At 68.8% G+C, this 17,997-nt stretch carries 12 protein-coding genes; 4 read left to right on the top strand and 8 right to left on the bottom strand.

The window, feature by feature from the left end; genetic code table 11:
• Positions 1-1,233: 1,233 nt before the first annotated feature.
• The 3 genes from mgrA to ABB55_RS11480 all read right to left on the bottom strand — a co-directional run bounded on the left by mgrA (position 1,234) and on the right by ABB55_RS11480 (position 5,506).
• Positions 1,234-2,277, bottom strand: a complete 1,044-nt coding sequence (gene mgrA / locus ABB55_RS11490) for an L-glyceraldehyde 3-phosphate reductase (RefSeq protein WP_054358924.1) — start codon at positions 2,275-2,277, stop codon at positions 1,234-1,236.
• Between the two features lie 90 nt (positions 2,278-2,367).
• Positions 2,368-4,449, bottom strand: a complete 2,082-nt coding sequence (locus ABB55_RS11485) for a hydantoinase/oxoprolinase N-terminal domain-containing protein (protein ID WP_054358923.1) — start codon at positions 4,447-4,449, stop codon at positions 2,368-2,370.
• Positions 4,450-4,627: 178 nt separating this feature from the next.
• A complete protein-coding gene (locus ABB55_RS11480; RefSeq protein ID WP_054358922.1) occupies positions 4,628-5,506 on the bottom strand; it encodes a pirin family protein in 879 nt (292 codons plus the stop codon).
• 256 nt (positions 5,507-5,762) lie between these two features.
• Here ABB55_RS11480 and ABB55_RS11475 point away from each other — a divergent pair, with 256 nt between their 5' ends.
• Positions 5,763-6,413 carry a TetR family transcriptional regulator C-terminal domain-containing protein gene (locus ABB55_RS11475; RefSeq protein WP_054358921.1) on the top strand — a complete coding sequence of 217 codons (651 nt, stop codon included), beginning with the start codon at positions 5,763-5,765 and terminating at the stop codon, positions 6,411-6,413.
• Between the two features lie 240 nt (positions 6,414-6,653).
• Positions 6,654-7,862: a porin gene (locus tag ABB55_RS11470; protein WP_054358920.1), complete on the top strand. Its 1,209-nt coding sequence runs from the start codon at positions 6,654-6,656 to the stop codon at positions 7,860-7,862.
• 91 nt (positions 7,863-7,953) lie between these two features.
• On the opposite strand, the gene ABB55_RS29680 is transcribed toward ABB55_RS11470, so the two are convergent.
• Positions 7,954-8,244: a hypothetical protein gene (locus ABB55_RS29680; protein WP_152982012.1), complete on the bottom strand. Its 291-nt coding sequence runs from the start codon at positions 8,242-8,244 to the stop codon at positions 7,954-7,956.
• Positions 8,245-8,527: 283 nt separating this feature from the next.
• Here ABB55_RS29680 and ABB55_RS11465 point away from each other — a divergent pair, with 283 nt between their 5' ends.
• Positions 8,528-9,730: a porin gene (locus ABB55_RS11465; RefSeq protein ID WP_054358919.1), complete on the top strand. Its 1,203-nt coding sequence runs from the start codon at positions 8,528-8,530 to the stop codon at positions 9,728-9,730.
• A gap of 429 nt (positions 9,731-10,159) precedes the next feature.
• The gene (locus tag ABB55_RS11460; RefSeq protein WP_054358918.1) at positions 10,160-11,395 is read left to right on the top strand and encodes a porin; all 1,236 of its coding nucleotides are present in this window, start codon (positions 10,160-10,162) and stop codon (positions 11,393-11,395) included.
• 111 nt (positions 11,396-11,506) lie between these two features.
• On the opposite strand, the gene ABB55_RS11455 is transcribed toward ABB55_RS11460, so the two are convergent.
• From ABB55_RS11455 to ABB55_RS11440, 4 genes are all read right to left on the bottom strand, one after another.
• On the bottom strand, positions 11,507-13,879 hold the full coding sequence (locus tag ABB55_RS11455; RefSeq protein WP_054358917.1) for a Tex family protein: 2,373 nt from the start codon (positions 13,877-13,879) through the stop codon (positions 11,507-11,509).
• 86 nt (positions 13,880-13,965) lie between these two features.
• Positions 13,966-14,550 (bottom strand): NAD(P)H-dependent oxidoreductase, encoded by a 585-nt coding sequence (locus tag ABB55_RS11450; protein ID WP_054358916.1) that lies wholly within the window; start codon positions 14,548-14,550, stop codon positions 13,966-13,968.
• A 190-nt stretch (positions 14,551-14,740) separates the two neighbouring features.
• Complete coding sequence (locus ABB55_RS11445) at positions 14,741-15,916, bottom strand: Tim44 domain-containing protein (RefSeq protein WP_054358915.1); 1,176 nt, start codon at positions 15,914-15,916, stop codon at positions 14,741-14,743.
• 239 nt (positions 15,917-16,155) lie between these two features.
• Entirely contained in the window at positions 16,156-17,652 is a 1,497-nt protein-coding gene (locus ABB55_RS11440) for a CoA-acylating methylmalonate-semialdehyde dehydrogenase (RefSeq protein ID WP_054358914.1), read from the bottom strand.
• Positions 17,653-17,997: the final 345 nt, after the last annotated feature.

The raw sequence follows: 17,997 nt of genomic DNA, 5'->3' as shown, positions 1-17,997 counted from the left end.
TAGACGTCGAGGACCATCTTGGAGACGTCGATTCCGATCACGTCAGGGTGTATCTTCATGGCGCCTACCCCTGTGCTGCGGGGTCCGCGCCAACGGCCCCGATCAACTGTTCAGGCTGGGTATTTGCAGGCGGGCGGGGATCACAGCCGGCTCACGGTCGACAACGACCAGGGACCCAACGATCTCCCGCCCGCCAACCCACAATGCCACACCCGGCACACACAGGGACCTACTCTGCCCGCGGTTGCCGCATCGTATTGAAATAATTTAAGAAATATCGGTATGCCCGGCCGGTTTGGTTGTGGACGTGTGAACTGTCGGGGCAACCGTGATCCTTCGCGCGGTCCTGACCGAATCGATAGCCGCCGCCGCCCTGGGCCATGGGCCCGGCGACGGCACCGGCCGCCCGCCTGGCGGCCGCGGGTAGGGCCGGTGGGGCAAGCCATTTGAGACCACGGGCATTTTGATGCTGTTGTGAGGCGAGTAGGCCCCGGATCGGCGGCCCTTCGGGCCTTGTCCGGGGATGCGACCGCGGGTTCGTCGGTGGATGACGGCATCCCCAAACCGCATCTCACAAGCCACATCCCCGAAGTCGCATCCCTAAGCCGCATCCCCAAAGCCACATCCCAAAACCGCCCCCCAAACCGCAATCCCGGCCGCAGCCGAAGGCGGAGAGCCGGGACCCACTCTGCCCGCGGCTACAACAAGATATTGAATTAATTTGTGAAATCTCGCCACGCCCGGTCAGTTTGGCTGCCGACGCGTGAACTGTCGGGGCGACCGTGATCCTTCGCGCGGTCCTGAGCGAATCGATCGGCGACCCTTCCCAGGGCCATAGGCCCGGCGGGCGCTGCCTAAATCCCGATCCGTCCCCAGTGGGGCAGCTTCAGGGCGAGGCGGCGGATGTCGAGGCCGGCGACGGCGCCAGGATGCTACGACTATTTGGAACGGGCACGGGTTCATGGCACCGGCCGCCCGCCTGGCGGTTGCGGGTAGGGTCGGTGGGGCAAGCCATTTGAGATCACGGTCTTCTTGATGCTGTTGATAGGCGAGTGGGTCCCGGATCGGCGGCCCTTCGGGCCTTGTCCGGGATTGCGGTTGTGGGAACTGCCCGCTGCCCGCTGCCCGCTGCCCGCTGCCCGCTGCCCGCTGCCCGCTGCCCGCTGCCCGCTGCCCGCTGCCCGCTGCCCGCTGCCCGCTGCCCGCTGCCCGCTGCCCGCTGCTCGCTGCCGCCTATCGGGACGGGCCCGGCCGTTCGGCGGAGGCGGCCCAGATGTTGACGCCGCCGTCGATGGCGTGGCGGTCGATCTCGGCCAGTTCCTCGGGCGAGAATTCGAGCCGGTCGAGCGCGGCGACGCTGTCCTCGACCTGCTCGGGGCGGCTGGCGCCGATCAGCGCCGAGGTGACGCGGCCGTCGCGCAGCGCCCAGGCGATCGCCATCTGGGCGAGGCTCTGGCCGCGCCGGCCGGCGAGGTCGTTGAGGGCGCGGATGCGGGCGATGTTGTCCTCGGTCAGGAAGGACTGGCGCAGCGACTTGCCGGCCGCCGCGCGGCTGCCCTGCGGGATGCCGCGCAGATATTTGTCGGTCAACATGCCCTGGGCGAGCGGCGAGAAGACGATCGTGCCCATGCCCTCCTGCGCCAGCGTGTCGAGCAGGCCGTCCTCCTCGATCCAGCGGTTGATCATCGAATAGGACGGCTGGTGGATCAGCGCCGGCGTGCCGAGCGCGCGCAGGATGCGGGCGGCCTCGCGGGTGCGCTGGCTGTTGTAGGAGGAGACGCCGACATAGAGCGCCTTGCCCTGGCGCACGGCCGTGTCGAGCGCCCCCATGGTCTCCTCGAGCGGCGTGTTCGGATCGAAGCGGTGCGAATAGAAGATGTCGACATGGTCGACGCCGAGCCGCTTCAGGCTCTGGTCGAGGCTCGACAGCAGATATTTGCGGCTGCCCCATTCGCCATAGGGGCCCGGCCACATGCGGTAGCCGGCCTTGGTCGAGAGGATCAGCTCGTCGCGATGCGCCGCGAAATCGGCCTTCAGGATGCGGCCGAAATTCTCCTCCGCCGAGCCGGGCGGCGGCCCGTAATTGTTGGCGAGGTCGAAATGGGTGATGCCGAGATCGAAGGCCTTGCGGCAGATGTTGCGCGCCGTCTCGGAGGGTGCGTCGTTGCCGAAATTGTGCCAGAGGCCGAGCGAGAGCGCCGGCAGCATCAGGCCCGAGCGGCCGCACCGGTTGTATTTCATGCCGTCGTAGCGCGACACCGCCGGACTGTAGCTCAAGGACGCCTCCCACGCGCGGCGATGGGGTCCCGTGAACCCGCCGCCCTTCTCCCGGGGCCGCTCGTTTTAGGCGCGGCCCTAAGATCTTGATTAGGTCTTGTCCGACACGGTTGCAATCGGCGCCGCCGGTGCGGCTCCCGACGACGTCCCGGGCGCCGCCCCCAAACCGGCGGCCGCCCCGGTCGCCTCGGCCGTCAGGGTCGCCGAGACGAGGCCCGCGTCGCCGAGCCCGCCGGGCAGATCGACCCGCTCGATCGCGATCGTCACGTCGCTGGCGGCCGCGCCGAGCGTGCCGGCGAGCCGGGTCGCCTCGGCGGTCGCGATGTCGCGCGCGGTCGCGATGACCCGGTCGGCGGCGTCCACATCGACCGGCGCGCCGGCATGGTGGATGCGCCAGCCGCCGCCGGTCCGAAGCGAGACCTCGACCACCGCGCGCCCGCGCACCACGCCGACCGCCGCGCCGAGCGCGTTGGCGACCTCGCCATGCTCGACGAAGCGGATTTCCGCGCCGAGCCGCCGGCCGACCTCGCCATAGATCAGCGGCGCCGGCCCGCCGACCGCCACGATCGGCACCGCGGGCGCCATGCGGAAATCGAGGCCGCGCCATTGGCGCCGGCCGTCCGCCGCCGCGTCGAACCATTCGTCGGCCGCGCCGGCGGGCCGGCGGGCGACGGTCTCCAGGATGGCGCGGGCGCTGGCCCGGGCAAGCGCGGCCAGGACGTCGTTCGCGAAGGCGCCGGCCGTGGCCTCGTCGGACGCGCCCATGCGCCGGGTCGCCAGGATCAGGCGGGCGGCCGTCAGCGCGGCCTCGCGCGACCACAGCGCCTGTAGGCCGGTGATGTGGGCGGCATCCGACGGCGTGAAGCCGGCGGCCTGGAGATGGCCGCCGGCGACCAGCCGGTCGAGCACCCGGCGCGCGCGCGGGTCGGGCGCGATCGTGGCGATCGGGCAGGGCTCGTCGCCGATCCGGGCGAGCAGCGCGGCCTCCCGCTCCGGCAGCACGGCGGCCGAACCGGTCGGGCCAGCGGCCCCGGTTGATCGCTCTGCGGTGCCGAACGGGCGCACCACCCAGCGCCAGGGCTGGCCGCCGGCCTCGCCGGCCCCCAGCGTCGTGGCGAGCCGGTCGAGACAGGCCGGATGGCGGGCTGCGAGCAGCGAGATCGGGATGACGCGGCGCGGGCCGATGACCAGGCCGCCGCCGTCCGGGCAGTCGACCTCGCTGTCGCCGCCGAGCCCGTAGGTGCGCATCTCGACGGCCCGGACCAGCGTCCGGAAGCCGCCGACCTCGGCGCCGGCGCGGTCGAGCCGCGGCCGGCCGCCTTCGAGCACGGCGATGTCGGTGGTCGTGCCGCCGATGTCGGACATGACGAAATCGGCGAGGCCGGCCTGCCGGCGGGCGCCGACCACGCTCGCCGCCGGACCCGACAGGATGGTCTCGATCGGCCGGTGCAGGATCGCGTCGGCGCTGGCCAGCGTGCCGTCGCCCTTGACGATCATCAGCGGCGCCTCGATGCCGAGATCCGCCATGGCGCGGCGGATGGCCAGGATCAGGCCGGTGATGCGGCCGATCAGGCGGGCGTTGAGGGCGGCGGTCAGGGCGCGGCGCGGCGCGTCGAGATCGGCGGAAAGCTCGCCGGAGAGCGTCGCCGGGCGGCCGGTCAGGCGCTGCACCATCCCGGCCAGGGCCAGTTCGTGGGCCGGGTTGCGCACCGAATAGAGCGAGGCGACCGCGAAGGCGGCAACCCGGTCGGCATGGGCGGTCAGGAAGGCCTCGGCGGCGGCAAGGTCGAGCGGCGCGCGCTCCTCGCCGGCATGGTCGTGCCCGCCCGCGATGGCGAGCACCGGCGCGCCCGGCAGGGCCGTGGCGAAGCCCGCGCGCGCGATCATGCCGGGATCGAAGCCGGCGAGCAGGACGGCGACCGGATCGCCCTGGCCCTCGACGAGGGCATTGGTGGCGAGCGTGGTCGAGACCGAGACCATGCCGACGGCCCGGGCCGCCGCCGCGCCGCCGGCCGCCGCCAGCACGCGGCCGAGCGCCTCGCCGACGCCGACGGCGAGATCGCCGCGGGTGGTCAGCGCCTTGGCGGTGGCGACGACCGTCTCGCGGCCGGTCTCGTAGACGACCGCGTCCGTGAAGGTGCCGCCGGTATCGATGCCGATGACGAGCGCCATGGGGATCCTTGAAGGGGCCGCGCGGGCTCCGGGGGAGCTACGGAAAAATCCGTATCGTCCTTAGAGCAGTTCGTCGCCGATGCCGAACCGAATTTGCGCGCCGTTCTGTCGGCAAAGCGACGTCGCCCCGGCGCCGGCCGCTCGGTTGCGGCCGGGTCCGGGGCGGGCGCGGGCGGGCTCAGCCCGGCAGCGGGATGAACTCGGTCTCGCCCGGCACGGCGGCGAAGCGGCCGGCCTGCCAGTCGGCCTTGGCGGCGTCGATCCGGTCCTTGCGGCTGGAGACGAAGTTCCACCAGATATGCCGCGGCCCCTCCAGCGTCGCGCCGCCGAGCAGGATCAGGCGGGTGTCGACGGTCGCCGTCACGGTGATCCGGTCGCCGGGGCGGAAGATCAGGAGCTGCATCGGCGGATGGCGGATGCCGTCGATCTCGACCTCGCCGCTCATCAGATAGATGGCGCGGTCCTCGTGACCCGGATCGATCGGCAGCGACGCGCCCGCCGCCAGCGCCACGTCGGCATAAAGCGTGTCCGACAGGGTCGGGGTCGGTGCCGCGGCCCCATAGGCGGCGCCGGCGATGATCCGCACCCGCGTGCCGGCGGCTTCGACGATCGGCAGGTTGGCGGCGGCGACATGGACGAAGCCGGGATCGACCTCCTCCTTGTCGGCCGGCAGCGCGACCCAGCTCTGAATGCCGAACAGGCGCGAACCGGCGGCGCGGACCTCCCCGGCGGTGCGCTCGGAATGCACGATGCCGCGGCCGGCCGTCATCCAGTTCACGTCGCCCGGCCGGATCGGCAGCTCGCTGCCGAGGCTGTCGCGATGGAAGATCTCGCCCTCGTAGAGATAGGTGACCGTGGCCAGCCCGATATGCGGATGCGGCCGCACGTCGATGCCGGCGCCGGTGATGAATTCGGTCGGGCCCATCTGGTCGAAGAAGATGAACGGGCCGACCATCTGCCGGCCGGCGGCGGGCAGCGCGCGGCGCACCTCGAAGCCGCCGAGGTCGCGGGCGCGCGGGACGATCACCTGTTCGATCGAGGCGGTGAGCATGCTCATGGGGTCGACCCTCCTGTCGTGGGCTGCCGGACTGCGGCGGCCGTTGCGCCAGCATGTGGGCCGCCGGGCGCGAAAAGCCAGCGGCGGCGCGCGAACCGACCGTCTTCGCCGGGCGAACGATGGCTCCGTCCGGGAAGCCCGGCGCAATCGTCGGCTCTGCCAGCATCGGCCGTTCCGCCGGAACGCATCATGTTCTATGACGACCAGGCGGCCTCCCGGCGGGGCGGCGGTCGAGCGTGGAGCAGGAAGACCCGGCATGGCGGAATCGCGGAGCAAGTCGCGCATCGGGGAGGCCAATGTCGAGCGCATCCTCGATGCCGCCCTCGTCGTCTTCTCCCGCTACGGGTTGCGCGGCGCGCGCACGGACCAGATCGCCGAAGCCGCCGGCATGTCGAAGCCGAACCTCCTCTACTATTTCCGCACCAAGGAGGAGCTCTACATCGCGGTGCTGGAGCGCACGCTGCTGATGTGGCTCGACCCGCTCGCGCGGATCGACCCGGAAGCCGACCCGCGCGAGGCGCTGACCGACTACATCACCCGCAAGCTCCTATCGGCGCGCAGCCATCCGGACGAAAGCCGCCTCTTCGCCACCGAGGTGATCCAGGGCGCGCCGATGCTGGCGACGGCCCTGAAACGCGACCTGGCGCCCCTGGTCGAAGCCAAGATCGCCACGATCGCGCGCTGGATCGGCGAGGGAAAGCTGGCACCGATCGACCCGATGACGCTGATCTTCATGATCTGGGCGACGACGCAGCATTATGCCGACTTCGCCGCCCAGGTTTCGCTCCTGGCCGGTCAGGGTCTCGAGGACCCGGCCTATTTCGAGCGCACCCGCGACACCATCGTCGAAGTGATCCTGCGCGGCGTGCTGGCGGACCGCGCGACTTCGGATCGTTCGCCCGCCTGAGGTCACCTGAATATCCGGATTGAATGCAGCCGCGGGCATTCGTCGAAATTCCGCACCACGCCATGAATGCAAATATTTAGAAGACAATATTTGTTGCGCTCCAGGTACAGTTTTCTTGAGAACTATTGTCGCGTCTTCAATTTGGGGCGCGAAAATATTCCATCGGGCAGCGGCGTCGAGCAACCCTCTCGGCCGGAAGGGTTCCGAGAACCTTCACATTTCGTGATTCAGGGGTTGGGTATGCAGAAAACCGCTTTCGCCATATTCGCTGCCGCGGCGGTTGCCGCGTCGTCGGCCTCCGCCGCGGATCTGGGCCGTCCCGCGCCGGCGGCCGTCGACTACGTCAAGGTCTGCGACGCCTACGGGGAGGGCTTCTTCTACATCCCCGGCAGCCAGACCTGCCTCAAGATCGGCGGCTTTGTCCGCGCCGAGTATCGCGTCTGGAAGATGGATACCGACTTCGCCGGGCTCTATGGCCTGAACAACGGCATCAAGTCGCCGACCAGCAACGACGCGACCACCCGCATTCGCGCCCAGCTGACGCTGGACACCCGCACCAACACCGAATTCGGCCTGCTGCGCAGCTTCACCGAAGCCTGGTACACGGTCGACAGCGGCAGGGCGACGCCGAGCGTCGATCTGTGGAAGGCCTATCTCCAGCTCGGTGGTCTGACCGCCGGCCGCGCGCAGTCCTTCTTCGACTTCTATACCGGCGACCATTACGCGTCCGTCTTCGAGACCGCCCATTCGGACTCGCAGGTCAACCTCTTCGCCTACACGGTCTCGCTCGGCAACGGCGTCAGCGCCACCCTGTCGCTCGAAGACCAGACCACCGGCAATGCGTCCCGTCGCGCCGAGACGCTTCAAGTCTACGGCGGCAACAAGTATCCCGACCTTGTCGGCAACCTGGCCATCGCGCAGGCCTGGGGTTCGGCGCAGGTCATGGCGGTCGCCCACAACAATCAGCCGTACGACAGCAACCGGGACAAGTGGGGCTGGGCCGCCGGTGCCGGCGTGACCGTCAAGCTGCCGATGATCGCCGAGGGCGACAGCGCCACCCTGCAGGCTGCCTACGGCAAGGGGGCGGTCAGTTATGTCGCGCCCGATTCGGTCTGGACCTACGATTTCTACAAGCAGCCGAACGGCTCGCTGGATCAGACCGTGGCCTGGAGCGTCGCGGGCGGCTTCACGCACAATTGGAACGCCAAGTGGTCGACCTCGGCGACCGTCTCCTATCTCGACGTGGATGGTGCCTCGCTGAAGGTGTTTGCCTTGAACAAGGGCGCCGATTCCAAGCAGGTCGATGCAGGCGTGAATCTGGTCTACGCGCCGGTCGCCGGCCTGACCATCGGTGCCGAAGTCGAATACAAGTATGTGAACTTCAAAATCACCGATCGGATCAAATCCGACGGCATGGTGGGCTTGCTGCGCGTGCAGCGGAACTTCTGAACGCGGTATCCTGATCGGCGGTTCGGGAAGGCCCGGCAGGCGACTGCCGGGCCTTTCGCCGTTGCGGCGATCCAGAGCCGGCCCTGGTCGATCAGATCGAAACGATCTGGCCGAAAAGGATCGCCTCACGCCATTGAATTGGGAGTGTCAACTTGCGCCCCCGGTCGAACACAGCATCGCGGCGATTGCGGGGGATTCGGGGAGGGTCAGTCGCCCGGATCGGGCCGATCGCGCCGATCTTCGTGATTCGGGTGGCGATCCGGCGCGATGCCGACCTTGCCGCGCCGATCCCGCCGCGATTTTGTTCCCGCCGGCGACGGACCCGAACGATCCGGCCGTCTTCGAGCCCACCCGGGGCACCATTTTTGCGGAGATCCTGCATGGGGTTCGGGTCGAGGGTCCCGAACCCCACAGGTCACGATCCTGATCGTCCGGGCGCAATCAGACCCGATACGGTCGGGAATCGCCTCGATGCTTTGCATGTCGCCTAATATTTGGACGCTCCCGGGCTGATACCTGTTGCGACTGGGATACACCTCTTTGACGACGCGCAGCCCGGGCCGCCGGACCGGTGGTTTGTCCTTCCATCCTCAGCCGGAATCGAGCAGGCTCAATCCATCGAGATTGTTCCAAGACCTGTGCCGTTCGAAATTCAGGGGCTAGATATGAAGAAGATCGCTCTCGCCATGTTCGCTGCCACGGTTGCAGCTGCCTCGTCCGCCTCTGCGGCGGACCTCGGTCGCCCCGCGCCGGCGGCCGTCGACTACGTCAAGGTTTGCGACGCCTACGGCGAGGGCTTCTTCTACATCCCGGGCAGCCAGACCTGCTTGAAGATCGGCGGCTATGTCCGCGCCGAGTATCGCGTCTGGAAGACCGACACCGCGTTCGGCGGCCTCTACGGCCTGACCAACGGCGTCAAGGGTCCGGCCAACAATGACATGACCACCCGCGTCCGCGCCCAGCTGACCCTGGACAGCCGCACCAACACCGAATTCGGCCTGCTGCGCAGCTTCACCGAAGCCTGGTACACGGTCGACAGCGGCCGGGCGACGCCGAGCGTCGATCTGTGGAAGGCCTATATCCAGCTCGGCGGCCTGACCGCCGGCCGCGCCCAGTCCTTCTTCGACTTCTATACCGGCGATCACTACTCGTCCTTCTTCGAGACCGCCCATTCGGACTCGCAGGTCAACCTGCTCGCCTACACCTTCTCGTTCGGCAACGGCGTCAGCGCCACCCTGTCGCTCGAAGACCAGACCACCGGCAACGCCACCCGCCGCTTCGACGCCTTCGGCATCTATGGCGGCAACAAGTGGATGGACGTGGTCGGCAACGTGGCCATCTCGCAGGCCTGGGGCTCCGCCCAGATCATGGCGGTCGCCCATCACAACCAGCCGTCCTACAACAACCAGGACAAGTGGGGCTATGCGGTCGGCGCCGGCGTGACCGTCAAGCTGCCGATGATCGCCGAAGGCGACAGCGTCAGCCTGCAGGGTGCCTACGGCAAGGGCGCGCTCAGCTACGTGACCCCGGATCCGATCTTCGGCTACGACTTCTTCCCGAACCAGAATGGTTCGATGAGCCAGACCACGGCCTGGAGCGTCGCGGCCGGCTTCACGCATAACTGGAACGCGAAGTGGTCGACCTCGGCGACCGTGTCCTATCTCGATGTGGATGGCGCTTCGCTGAAGCTCATCGGCTTCAAGCCGGGCCTCGACTACAAGCAGGTCGACGCGGGTGTGAACCTCGTCTACTCGCCGGTCGCCGGCCTGACCATCGGCGGCGAGCTCGAGTACAAGTCGGCGGACTTCTCCAAGGGCCCGAACACCGACGCTCTGGTTGGTCTGCTGCGCATCCAGCGCAACTTCTGATCCAATCCTCCCGAAAGGGACGGTCGAAAACCCGGCGGGCAACCGCCGGGTTTTTTCGTTTGACGCATCAGAGACCGGGGGCCGGGTCAGGGAGATCCCTCCATCCTGGAGCGCGCTGCACCGGGACAGGCCCCAGGTGGGAAGGGGTGCCTCGGGACGCGAGATCGGTCGCGGCGGATGCCGGCGCAGTTCGGGCCTTTGGCGAACCCGGCCGGTCCGATCGCGGACGGCGATCGCACCATGTCTCAAGGTCTCCAGACGAGAATCGGGACCGGCCGCGCGGCGCCGGCGTGCGGTATGTTGCAATTGTGTGACACGCGGTAGCCAGCGCCGATGCCGCCGCATTTCTCATTCCGACGGCGAGATTGTTTCATGCAAATATCTTGAAGTGATTGCTGACGAGAATCAGCGACGGGCGGGGGCAATTCGATGATGAAATCCATGCTGGCCGGGTTCGGCGTCGTTCTGGCCACGTCCTTCGCGGCACAAGCCGCCGATCTGGGACGCCCGGCCCCGGCGGCCGTCGACTATGTGAAGGTCTGCGACGCCTACGGCGCGGGCTTCTTCTACATCCCCGGCAGTCAGACCTGCCTCAAGATCGGCGGCTATGTCCGCGCCGAGTATCGCGTCTGGAAGACCGATGCCGACTTCGGCGCCCTCTACGGGCTCACCAACGGCGTCAAGGGTCCGGCCAACAATTCCGCGACCACGCGCGTGCGCGCCCAGCTGACGCTCGACACCCGCACCAACACCGAATTCGGCCTTCTGCGCAGCTTCACCGAAGCCTGGTACACGGTCGACAGCGGCAGCGCCTCGCCGAGTGTCGATCTGTGGAAGGCCTATATCCAGCTCGGCGGCCTGACCGCCGGCCGTGCCCAGTCCTTCTTCGACTTCTACACCGGCGATCACTACGCCTCGGTCTACGAAACCGCCCATTCGGACTCGCAGGTCAACCTGCTCGCCTACACCTTCTCGTTCGGCAACGGCGTGACGGCGAGCCTGTCGCTGGAGGATTCCACCACCGGCAACGCCACGCGGCGCTTCAACAGCTTCAACATCTATGGTGGCAACAAGTATCCCGATCTGGTCGGCAACGTGAACATCAGCCAGGCTTGGGGCTCGGCCCAGATCATGGGTGCGCTGCATCACGACCAGCCCGTCTACTCCAACAAGGCGGAGTGGGGCTATGCGGTCGGCGGCGGCGTGACCGTCAAGCTGCCGATGCTCGGCGCCGGCGACACGGTGAGCTTCCAGGCCGCCTATGCCAAGGGAGCCGTGAGCTACGTCACCCCCGATCCGCTGTTCGGCTACGACTTCCTGCCGAAGAACGTCATCGTGGTGAATGGCGGCATGAGCCAGACCGTGGCCTGGAGCCTTGCCGCAGGCCTGACCCACAACTGGTCGGCCAAGTGGTCGAGCGCTGCGACCGTCTCCTATCTGAACCATGATGGCGGTGCGGCAAACTTCCTGAATATTGCGAAACTTCAGGCCGACTACACGCAAACAGATGCCGGTATCAACCTGGTCTATGCTCCGGTCGAAGGCCTGACCATTGGCGCCGAGGTCGAGTACAAGCGGGCGAACTTCGACGGCAAGAGCGTCTTCTTGCCGATCAAGGAGACGGATGCCGTCGTCGGTCTGCTGCGCGTCCAGCGGAACTTCTGACGGTCCGCAGTGGATCTGATCAGAAAGCTGGTCGATCAGAACGCAAAACCCGGTGCCATGGCACCGGGTTTTCTTTTGGACGAAATCTGAAAGGATCTCGGTTCGGGAGCCTCAGGGCTTGCGCATCGCCCGCGCCAGGGCATCGCCGAGGGCGCCGCGGGCGGGCGGCTGATCTGGCTTGCCGCCCTTCGCCGCGGGGCCGGACTTCGGTGGCGGCACAGCGTTGCGCCCGCCCGAACCGGCCGAACCGCCGGCTCCTCCCCCGGCCGTCGCCCCCGACGGCCGCCCCGTGCCGGCGCCGTCGTCCTTGCGCATCGACAGTGCGATCCGCTTGCGCTTGGCGTCGACCTCGACCACCCGCACCTTGACCACATCGCCCGCCTTGACCACGTCGCGCGGGTCTTTGACGAAGCGGTCCGCCAGTTGGGAGACGTGCACGAGGCCGTCCTGGTGGACGCCGATGTCGACGAAGGCGCCGAAGGCCGCGACATTGGTCACGGTCCCCTCCAGCACCATGCCGGGCTTCAGATCGCCGATCGCCTCGATGCCCTCGGCGAAGGCCGCGGTGCGGAATTCCGGGCGCGGATCGCGGCCGGGCTTCTCCAACTCGGCGATGATGTCGCGCACCGTCGGCAGGCCGAAGCGTTCGTCGACGAAGCGTTTCGCGTCGAGGCTCTTCAGCGTCGCGCTGTCGCCCATCAGGCTGCGGATGTCGCGCCCGCAGGCGGCGACGATCCGGCTCGCCACCGGATAGGCCTCCGGATGCACCGAGGAGGCGTCGAGCGGCTCGGCGCCATCGCGGATGCGCAGGAAGCCGGCCGCCAGTTCGAAGGTGCGCGGGCCGAGGCGCGCGACCTTCAGCAAGTCCTTGCGCGAGCGGAACGGCCCGACCGTGTCGCGATGCGCCACGATCGCCTCCGCGAGCGACTGGCCGAGGCCGGAGACCCGGGCCAGCAGGGCCGCGGAGGCCGTGTTCAGGTCGACGCCGACCGCGTTGACGGCGTCCTCGACGACCGCGTCCAGGCTCTTGGCCAGCCGCGACTGGTCGACATCGTGCTGGTACTGGCCGACGCCGATCGACTTCGGCTCGATCTTGACCAGTTCGGCGAGCGGGTCCTGCAGACGGCGGGCGATCGACACCGCGCCGCGCAGCGACACGTCCAGGTCGGGCATTTCCGCCGCCGCCAAGGCCGAGGCCGAATAGACCGAGGCGCCGGCCTCGCTGACCACCACCTTGATCGGCTTCGGCGGCGGCATGTCGCCGATCAGCACCGAGACCAGCCGGTCGGTCTCGCGCGAGCCGGTGCCGTTGCCGATCGCGACCAGCTCGATTCTGTGCCGGCGGATCAGATGGCGCAGCGCCTCCAGCGTGCCGTTCACGTCGTTCCGGGGCGGGAAGGGGTAGACCGTGGTGGTGTCGACCACCTTGCCGGTGGCGTCGATCACCGCAACCTTGACGCCGGTGCGGATGCCGGGATCGAGCCCCAGGGTCGGCCGCGTGCCGGCCGGAGCGGCGAGCAGCAGGTCCTTCAGATTGCGGGCGAAGACCGTGATCGCCTCGTCTTCGGCGCGCTCGCGCAGGCGGGTCATCAGGTCGAGCGAGACGCTCAGCGACAGCTTCACCCGCCAGGTCCAGCGGCAGGCCTCCAGAAGCCAGATGTCGCCCGGCAGCTTCGGCGGCACCGGCACCTTGGCGGCCTCGGCGACCAGCCGCTCGACCGGTTTCGGGCTCGCGGTCTGGTCGGCATCGATCTCGATGTCGAGCGTCAGGATCTCTTCGTTGCGCCCGCGCAGCATGGCGAGCGCGCGGTGGCTCGGGGCCGTCGCCCAGCGCTCGGCATGATCGAAATAGTCGGCGAACTTCTCGCCGGCGGCCTCCTTGCCCTCGATCACCTTGGCGCGCAGAGTGGCGCGCTCCATGGCGTAGTGGCGCAGGCGCCCGACCAGGTCGGTATTCTCCGCGAGGCCCTCGGCGATGATGTCGCGCGCGCCTTCCAGCGCCGCCTTCACATCCGGCACCGCCTCGCCCAGATAGGCCGCCGCGAGGTCCTGCGGGGCGGCGCGCCGGTCCGCCAGGATGGCGTCGGCGAGCGGGCCGAGGCCGCGTTCGCGCGCGATCTCCGCCTTGGTGCGCCGCTTCGGCCGGTAGGGCAGGTAGATGTCCTCGATCTCGGCCTTGGTGGTCGCGGCAGCGAGCCGGGCGGCGATCTCGTCGGTCATCTTGCCCTGGCCGGCGATGGAGTCGGCGACCGTCGTGCGGCGCGCCTCCATGTCGCGCAGATAGGCGAGCCGTTCCTCCAGCTTGCGCAGCTGCGTATCGTCGAGGCCGCCGGTCGCCTCCTTCCGGTAGCGGGCGACGAAGGGCACGGTCGCCCCCTCGTCGAGCAGTCCGACCGCGGCGGCGACCTGCTGCGGACGCGCCGCGATCTCCTCGGCGATGATCCTGGCGATGCGCTCCTCGACGGCGGACGGGGGGGCGGACATGGGCGGCTCCGGTCACGGTGAATCGGGGAGCCGGACCTTACGGACCGGATGCGGCGAAGCCAAGCCGGCAACGCGGCGCCGGTCGGTCACGCCGCGTCTTTCCCCAGCCCCGCCAGGGTGGCGAGCCATCCGGCGCGGCGCGCCGGCGTCGCGGCCCCGATGTTGCCGAGATAGGTCGTCCGGATCGGCGCGACGCCGACGAAGCCGAGGATCGAGCGTTTCAGCACCGAGACGCCGTGGGCCAGGAAGAACCAGCGGAACACGAAGGCCGGCATGCCCATGGTGACCACGATGCGGGCCGACTTGCCGGTGAAGAGCATTTCGGGAGACGCCTTGTCGCGGTAGCGGAAGGCGATGCCGGGGCGGGCGACATGCTCCAGGAAGGCCTTGAGCAGGGCCGGCATGGTGCCGAGCCAAAGCGGGAAGACCAGCACGAGATGATCGGCCGCCACCACCGCGTCGCGCGCCGTGGCGAGGCTTTCCGGAAGCGGGCCGGTCTCGAATTCCGCCTGAGAGCGCAGGAACGGCACCTCGATGCCGGCAAGATCGATCAGCGTGACCGTGTGGCCGGCCTTGCGGGCGCCGTCCGCATAGGCGGCGGCGAGCGCCCGGCAGAGGCGTTCCGGCGCCGGGTCCGGGTGGCCCAGGATGATCGCGATGCGGCGGGACATGGCTTACCTCGGATTGGCCTCGGGCGCGAATGGTTGACCCTTAGCTGTGGATCGTCGCAGCGGGGCGCCAGTCGGGGCAAGTCCCATCCGAAATCAAACGGGCGAAATGAACCGGGCGAAATGAAACGGGCGCCGGCAGCGTGCCGGCGCCCGTTCGAATTCAGGCATTCCAGGTCGGGCCCGACGACCGTCAGGCGGCGTCCTGCATCGCCGAGAGGCGCCACAGGCCGGGCCGGCCGGCGAAGCCGCGCTCGCGCATGAAGGTCCAGACCTGCGTGAACTCGGTCGGCTGGGCGGCATTGCCCTCGACCACGCGGCCCGACGACCGTTCGCGGGTCACGTCGATCATCGCATAGCGCATCGCCACGCTGGCATAGTCGACCGAACCCTCGTTCCAGGCCTCGGCGAGATCGCCCTGCAAGAGCTTCACGTCGCGGATCTCGTTGACGAGGCCGCTCTGGGCCAGTTCGTCGAGATTCTCCGACAGGAAGCGGTGGGCTTCCGGCGTGGTCAGCGTCTTCAGTTCCTCGACATCGCCGCGACCGAAGGCCGTCTGGACCTCGGCGAGCAGGCGTTCGAAGGCGTCGAAATCCTCACCCGTCAGGCCGATCGCATCGTTCGGTCCGGACGCCGCCGGCGCATAGGGAGCGGGCGCGTCGTGGATCGGCGCGGCATCCTGCATCGGCCCGGCCTTCAGACCGTAGCCGCCCGCCTGGCCGAGACCCTGCGGAACCGACGATCCGCCCTGCGGCCCAGCACCGCCCAGCGGCGAACCGCCGCCCAGCGGGGAGCCACCGCCCAGCGGCGAACCGCCGCCAAACATGCCCGGACCCTGATCCTGGCGGGCGAGGCCTTCGTTCTGCGGGCCGGCATAGCCCGGCTGCTGCTGGCGGCCGCGGATCAACCGCATGACGAACCAGATGCCGAAGCCGATGATCGCCGCCTGCAGCAGCAGGCCGAGCAGGCCGGCCGCGCCGCCGAGGCCGTGGCCGAGCAGCATACCGACCAAGCCGCCGATCAGCAGGCCCTTGAACATCGACCCGCCCAGCCCGCCGAACAGGCCACCCGGCGCGGCGCCGGTCGGACCCGGCTGTACGGCGCCCGGATTGCCGGGGCGGGGCGTCGCGGTCCGTTCGATCGGACCGGCGGTGTTCGGGGCGGTCTGGGTCGACGGCGGCGCCTGATAGGTGCGCGAACCGCGGCTGCCGAAGCCGGCCTTGGGGGCCGCTTCCGCGTCGGACCAGGGCGCCACGCTGCCGACCGACAGGGCGAAGCCGAAGGCCGCGACGGCGGCGAGACGGGCCGCACGCCGCCAAAGCGAAGGAGCGGTCGGGGCCGGGGTGGCGATGCGGATTGGGGTCGTCATCCGAAACCTCGATTTCGAGCGCCGCGGGGGCGCAGGTTCCCAACATATGATGTCAGGTTCCTGTCATGTAAAGGGTGCCGCACGGGTTCCGATCCGAAAACCGCGCCGGAACCGAAAAATCGGTGTCCGACGCGGACCCGGCGCAGTCCCCAGGACGGCGAAAGGCGCCCGACCAGCAAGGTCGGACGCCCATCGCGGCATTTCAAGATCGTCCGGCGCAACGGATGCGACGTGACGGCTTATTTCATGGTCGGGATCGCGAATTCGGCCCCGGTCCGGATGCCCGACGGCCAGCGCGAGGTCACGGTCTTGGTCTTGGTGTAGAAGCGGATCGAATCCGGGCCGTGCTGGTTCAGGTCGCCGAAGGACGAACGCTTCCAGCCGCCGAAGGTGTAGTAGGCGAGCGGAACCGGGATCGGCACGTTGACGCCGACCATGCCGACCTGGACGCGCGAGGCGAAGTCGCGTGCACTGTCGCCGTCGCGGGTATAGATGGCGACGCCGTTGCCGTATTCGTGGTCGTTGGCGAGCTTCAGGCCTTCGTCATAGTCCTTGGCGCGCACCACCGAGAGGACCGGTCCGAAGATCTCCTCCTTGTAGATGCGCATGTCGCTGGTCACGTTGTCGAACAGGCAGCCGCCCATGTAGAAGCCGTTCTCGTAGCCCTGCATCTTGAAGCCGCGGCCGTCGACCAGCAGCTTGGCGCCTTCCTGGATGCCGAGATCGACGTAGCCGCGCACCTTCTCCATATGGGCCTTGGTGACCAGCGGGCCGAAATCGGCATCCGGCGAGGTCGAGGGGCCGATCTTGAGGCTTTCCACGCGCGGCACCAGCTTCTCGATCAGGCGGTCGGCCGTGGCTTCGCCGATCGGCACGGCCACCGAGATGGCCATGCAGCGTTCGCCGGCCGAGCCGTAGCCGGCGCCGATCAGGGCGTCGACGGCCTGGTCGAGATCGGCATCCGGCATGATGATCATGTGGTTCTTGGCGCCGCCGAAGCACTGCACGCGCTTGCCGGCCGCGCAGCCGCGCGAATAGACATATTCGGCGATCGTCGTGGAGCCGACGAAGCCGACCGCCATGATGTCCGGATCGTCCAGCACCGCGTCGACGGCTTCCTTGTCGCCGTTGACGACGTTGAGGATGCCGGCCGGCAGCCCGGCCTCGAGGAACAGTTCGGCGATCCGCATCGGCACGCCCGGATCGCGCTCGGACGGCTTCAGGATGAAGGCGTTGCCGGCCGCGATGGCGGGGGCGCATTTCCACAGCGGGATCATGGCCGGGAAGTTGAACGGCGTGATGCCGGCGACGACGCCGAGCGGCTGGCGCATCGAATAGATGTCGATGCCCGGGCCGGCCGCGTCGGTATATTCGCCCTTCATGAGATGCGGCACGCCGATGGCGAACTCGACCACTTCGAGGCCGCGCTGGATGTCGCCGCGGGCGTCGACGACGGTCTTGCCGTGCTCGCGGGCGAGCAGGTCGGCAAGGGCGTCGTAGTCGCGCTGGACCAGCTCCAGAAACTTCATCAGCACGCGCGCACGCCGCTGCGGGTTGGTCGCCGCCCAGGCCGGCTGCGCCGCCTTGGCATTCTCGACCGCGGCACGAACCTCGGCCTTGGTGGCCAGCGCCACCTTGGCGACGACCTCGCCGGTCATCGGCTCGAAGACATCGGCCTCGCGGCCGGACGTGCCGGCGACAGTCTTGCCGCCGATGAAGTGCCCATAGTGACGCATGCGTTCCCTCCGGTTCACCGCGCGGATCTTGCCGCCGGGGCGGATTGTGTTTCCAGGGTGCCATGCCTAGCAGGCCCGGTCCTGCCTCGTCCATCGGCCAGCCGGGCTAATCCCGATGGGTCCCCGCCCGGCCCGATGGATTCCGCGCGCGGCCGCCACGCGCCCGGACCGGATGACGCATGCCCGGCTGGCGGAACGGCCGGCCGGGCCGGCCTCGCCCGCCGCCGCGGTCGCCGACGATGCGGCAATTGTGAATGACTGGTTAAGGAAACGTCAGGCGGCATGCTGCCGCTGCATGGCTGCCGTCCCGGCAGTCCGCTGGCACCATGTTGCACTGCACATTAT

Origin of the sequence: Prosthecodimorpha hirschii (assembly GCF_001305515.1) — a bacterium.
In the GTDB taxonomy this organism is placed as follows: Bacteria; Pseudomonadota; Alphaproteobacteria; order Rhizobiales; family Ancalomicrobiaceae; genus Prosthecodimorpha; species Prosthecodimorpha hirschii.
This window is presented reverse-complemented; position numbering and strand designations above follow the sequence as displayed.

Coding starts and splice junctions, on each gene's coding strand:
- ABB55_RS11485 (WP_054358923.1), bottom strand. CDS start 4,449: ATGGCGCTCGTCATCGGCATCGATACCGGCGGCACCTTCACGGACGCG.
- ABB55_RS11480 (WP_054358922.1), bottom strand. CDS start 5,506: ATGAGCATGCTCACCGCCTCGATCGAACAGGTGATCGTCCCGCGCGCC.
- ABB55_RS11475 (WP_054358921.1), top strand. CDS start 5,763: ATGGCGGAATCGCGGAGCAAGTCGCGCATCGGGGAGGCCAATGTCGAG.
- ABB55_RS11470 (WP_054358920.1), top strand. CDS start 6,654: ATGCAGAAAACCGCTTTCGCCATATTCGCTGCCGCGGCGGTTGCCGCG.
- ABB55_RS29680 (WP_152982012.1), bottom strand. CDS start 8,244: ATGCAGGATCTCCGCAAAAATGGTGCCCCGGGTGGGCTCGAAGACGGC.
- ABB55_RS11465 (WP_054358919.1), top strand. CDS start 8,528: ATGAAGAAGATCGCTCTCGCCATGTTCGCTGCCACGGTTGCAGCTGCC.
- ABB55_RS11460 (WP_054358918.1), top strand. CDS start 10,160: ATGATGAAATCCATGCTGGCCGGGTTCGGCGTCGTTCTGGCCACGTCC.
- ABB55_RS11455 (WP_054358917.1), bottom strand. CDS start 13,879: ATGTCCGCCCCCCCGTCCGCCGTCGAGGAGCGCATCGCCAGGATCATC.
- ABB55_RS11450 (WP_054358916.1), bottom strand. CDS start 14,550: ATGTCCCGCCGCATCGCGATCATCCTGGGCCACCCGGACCCGGCGCCG.
- ABB55_RS11445 (WP_054358915.1), bottom strand. CDS start 15,916: ATGACGACCCCAATCCGCATCGCCACCCCGGCCCCGACCGCTCCTTCG.
- ABB55_RS11440 (WP_054358914.1), bottom strand. CDS start 17,652: ATGCGTCACTATGGGCACTTCATCGGCGGCAAGACTGTCGCCGGCACG.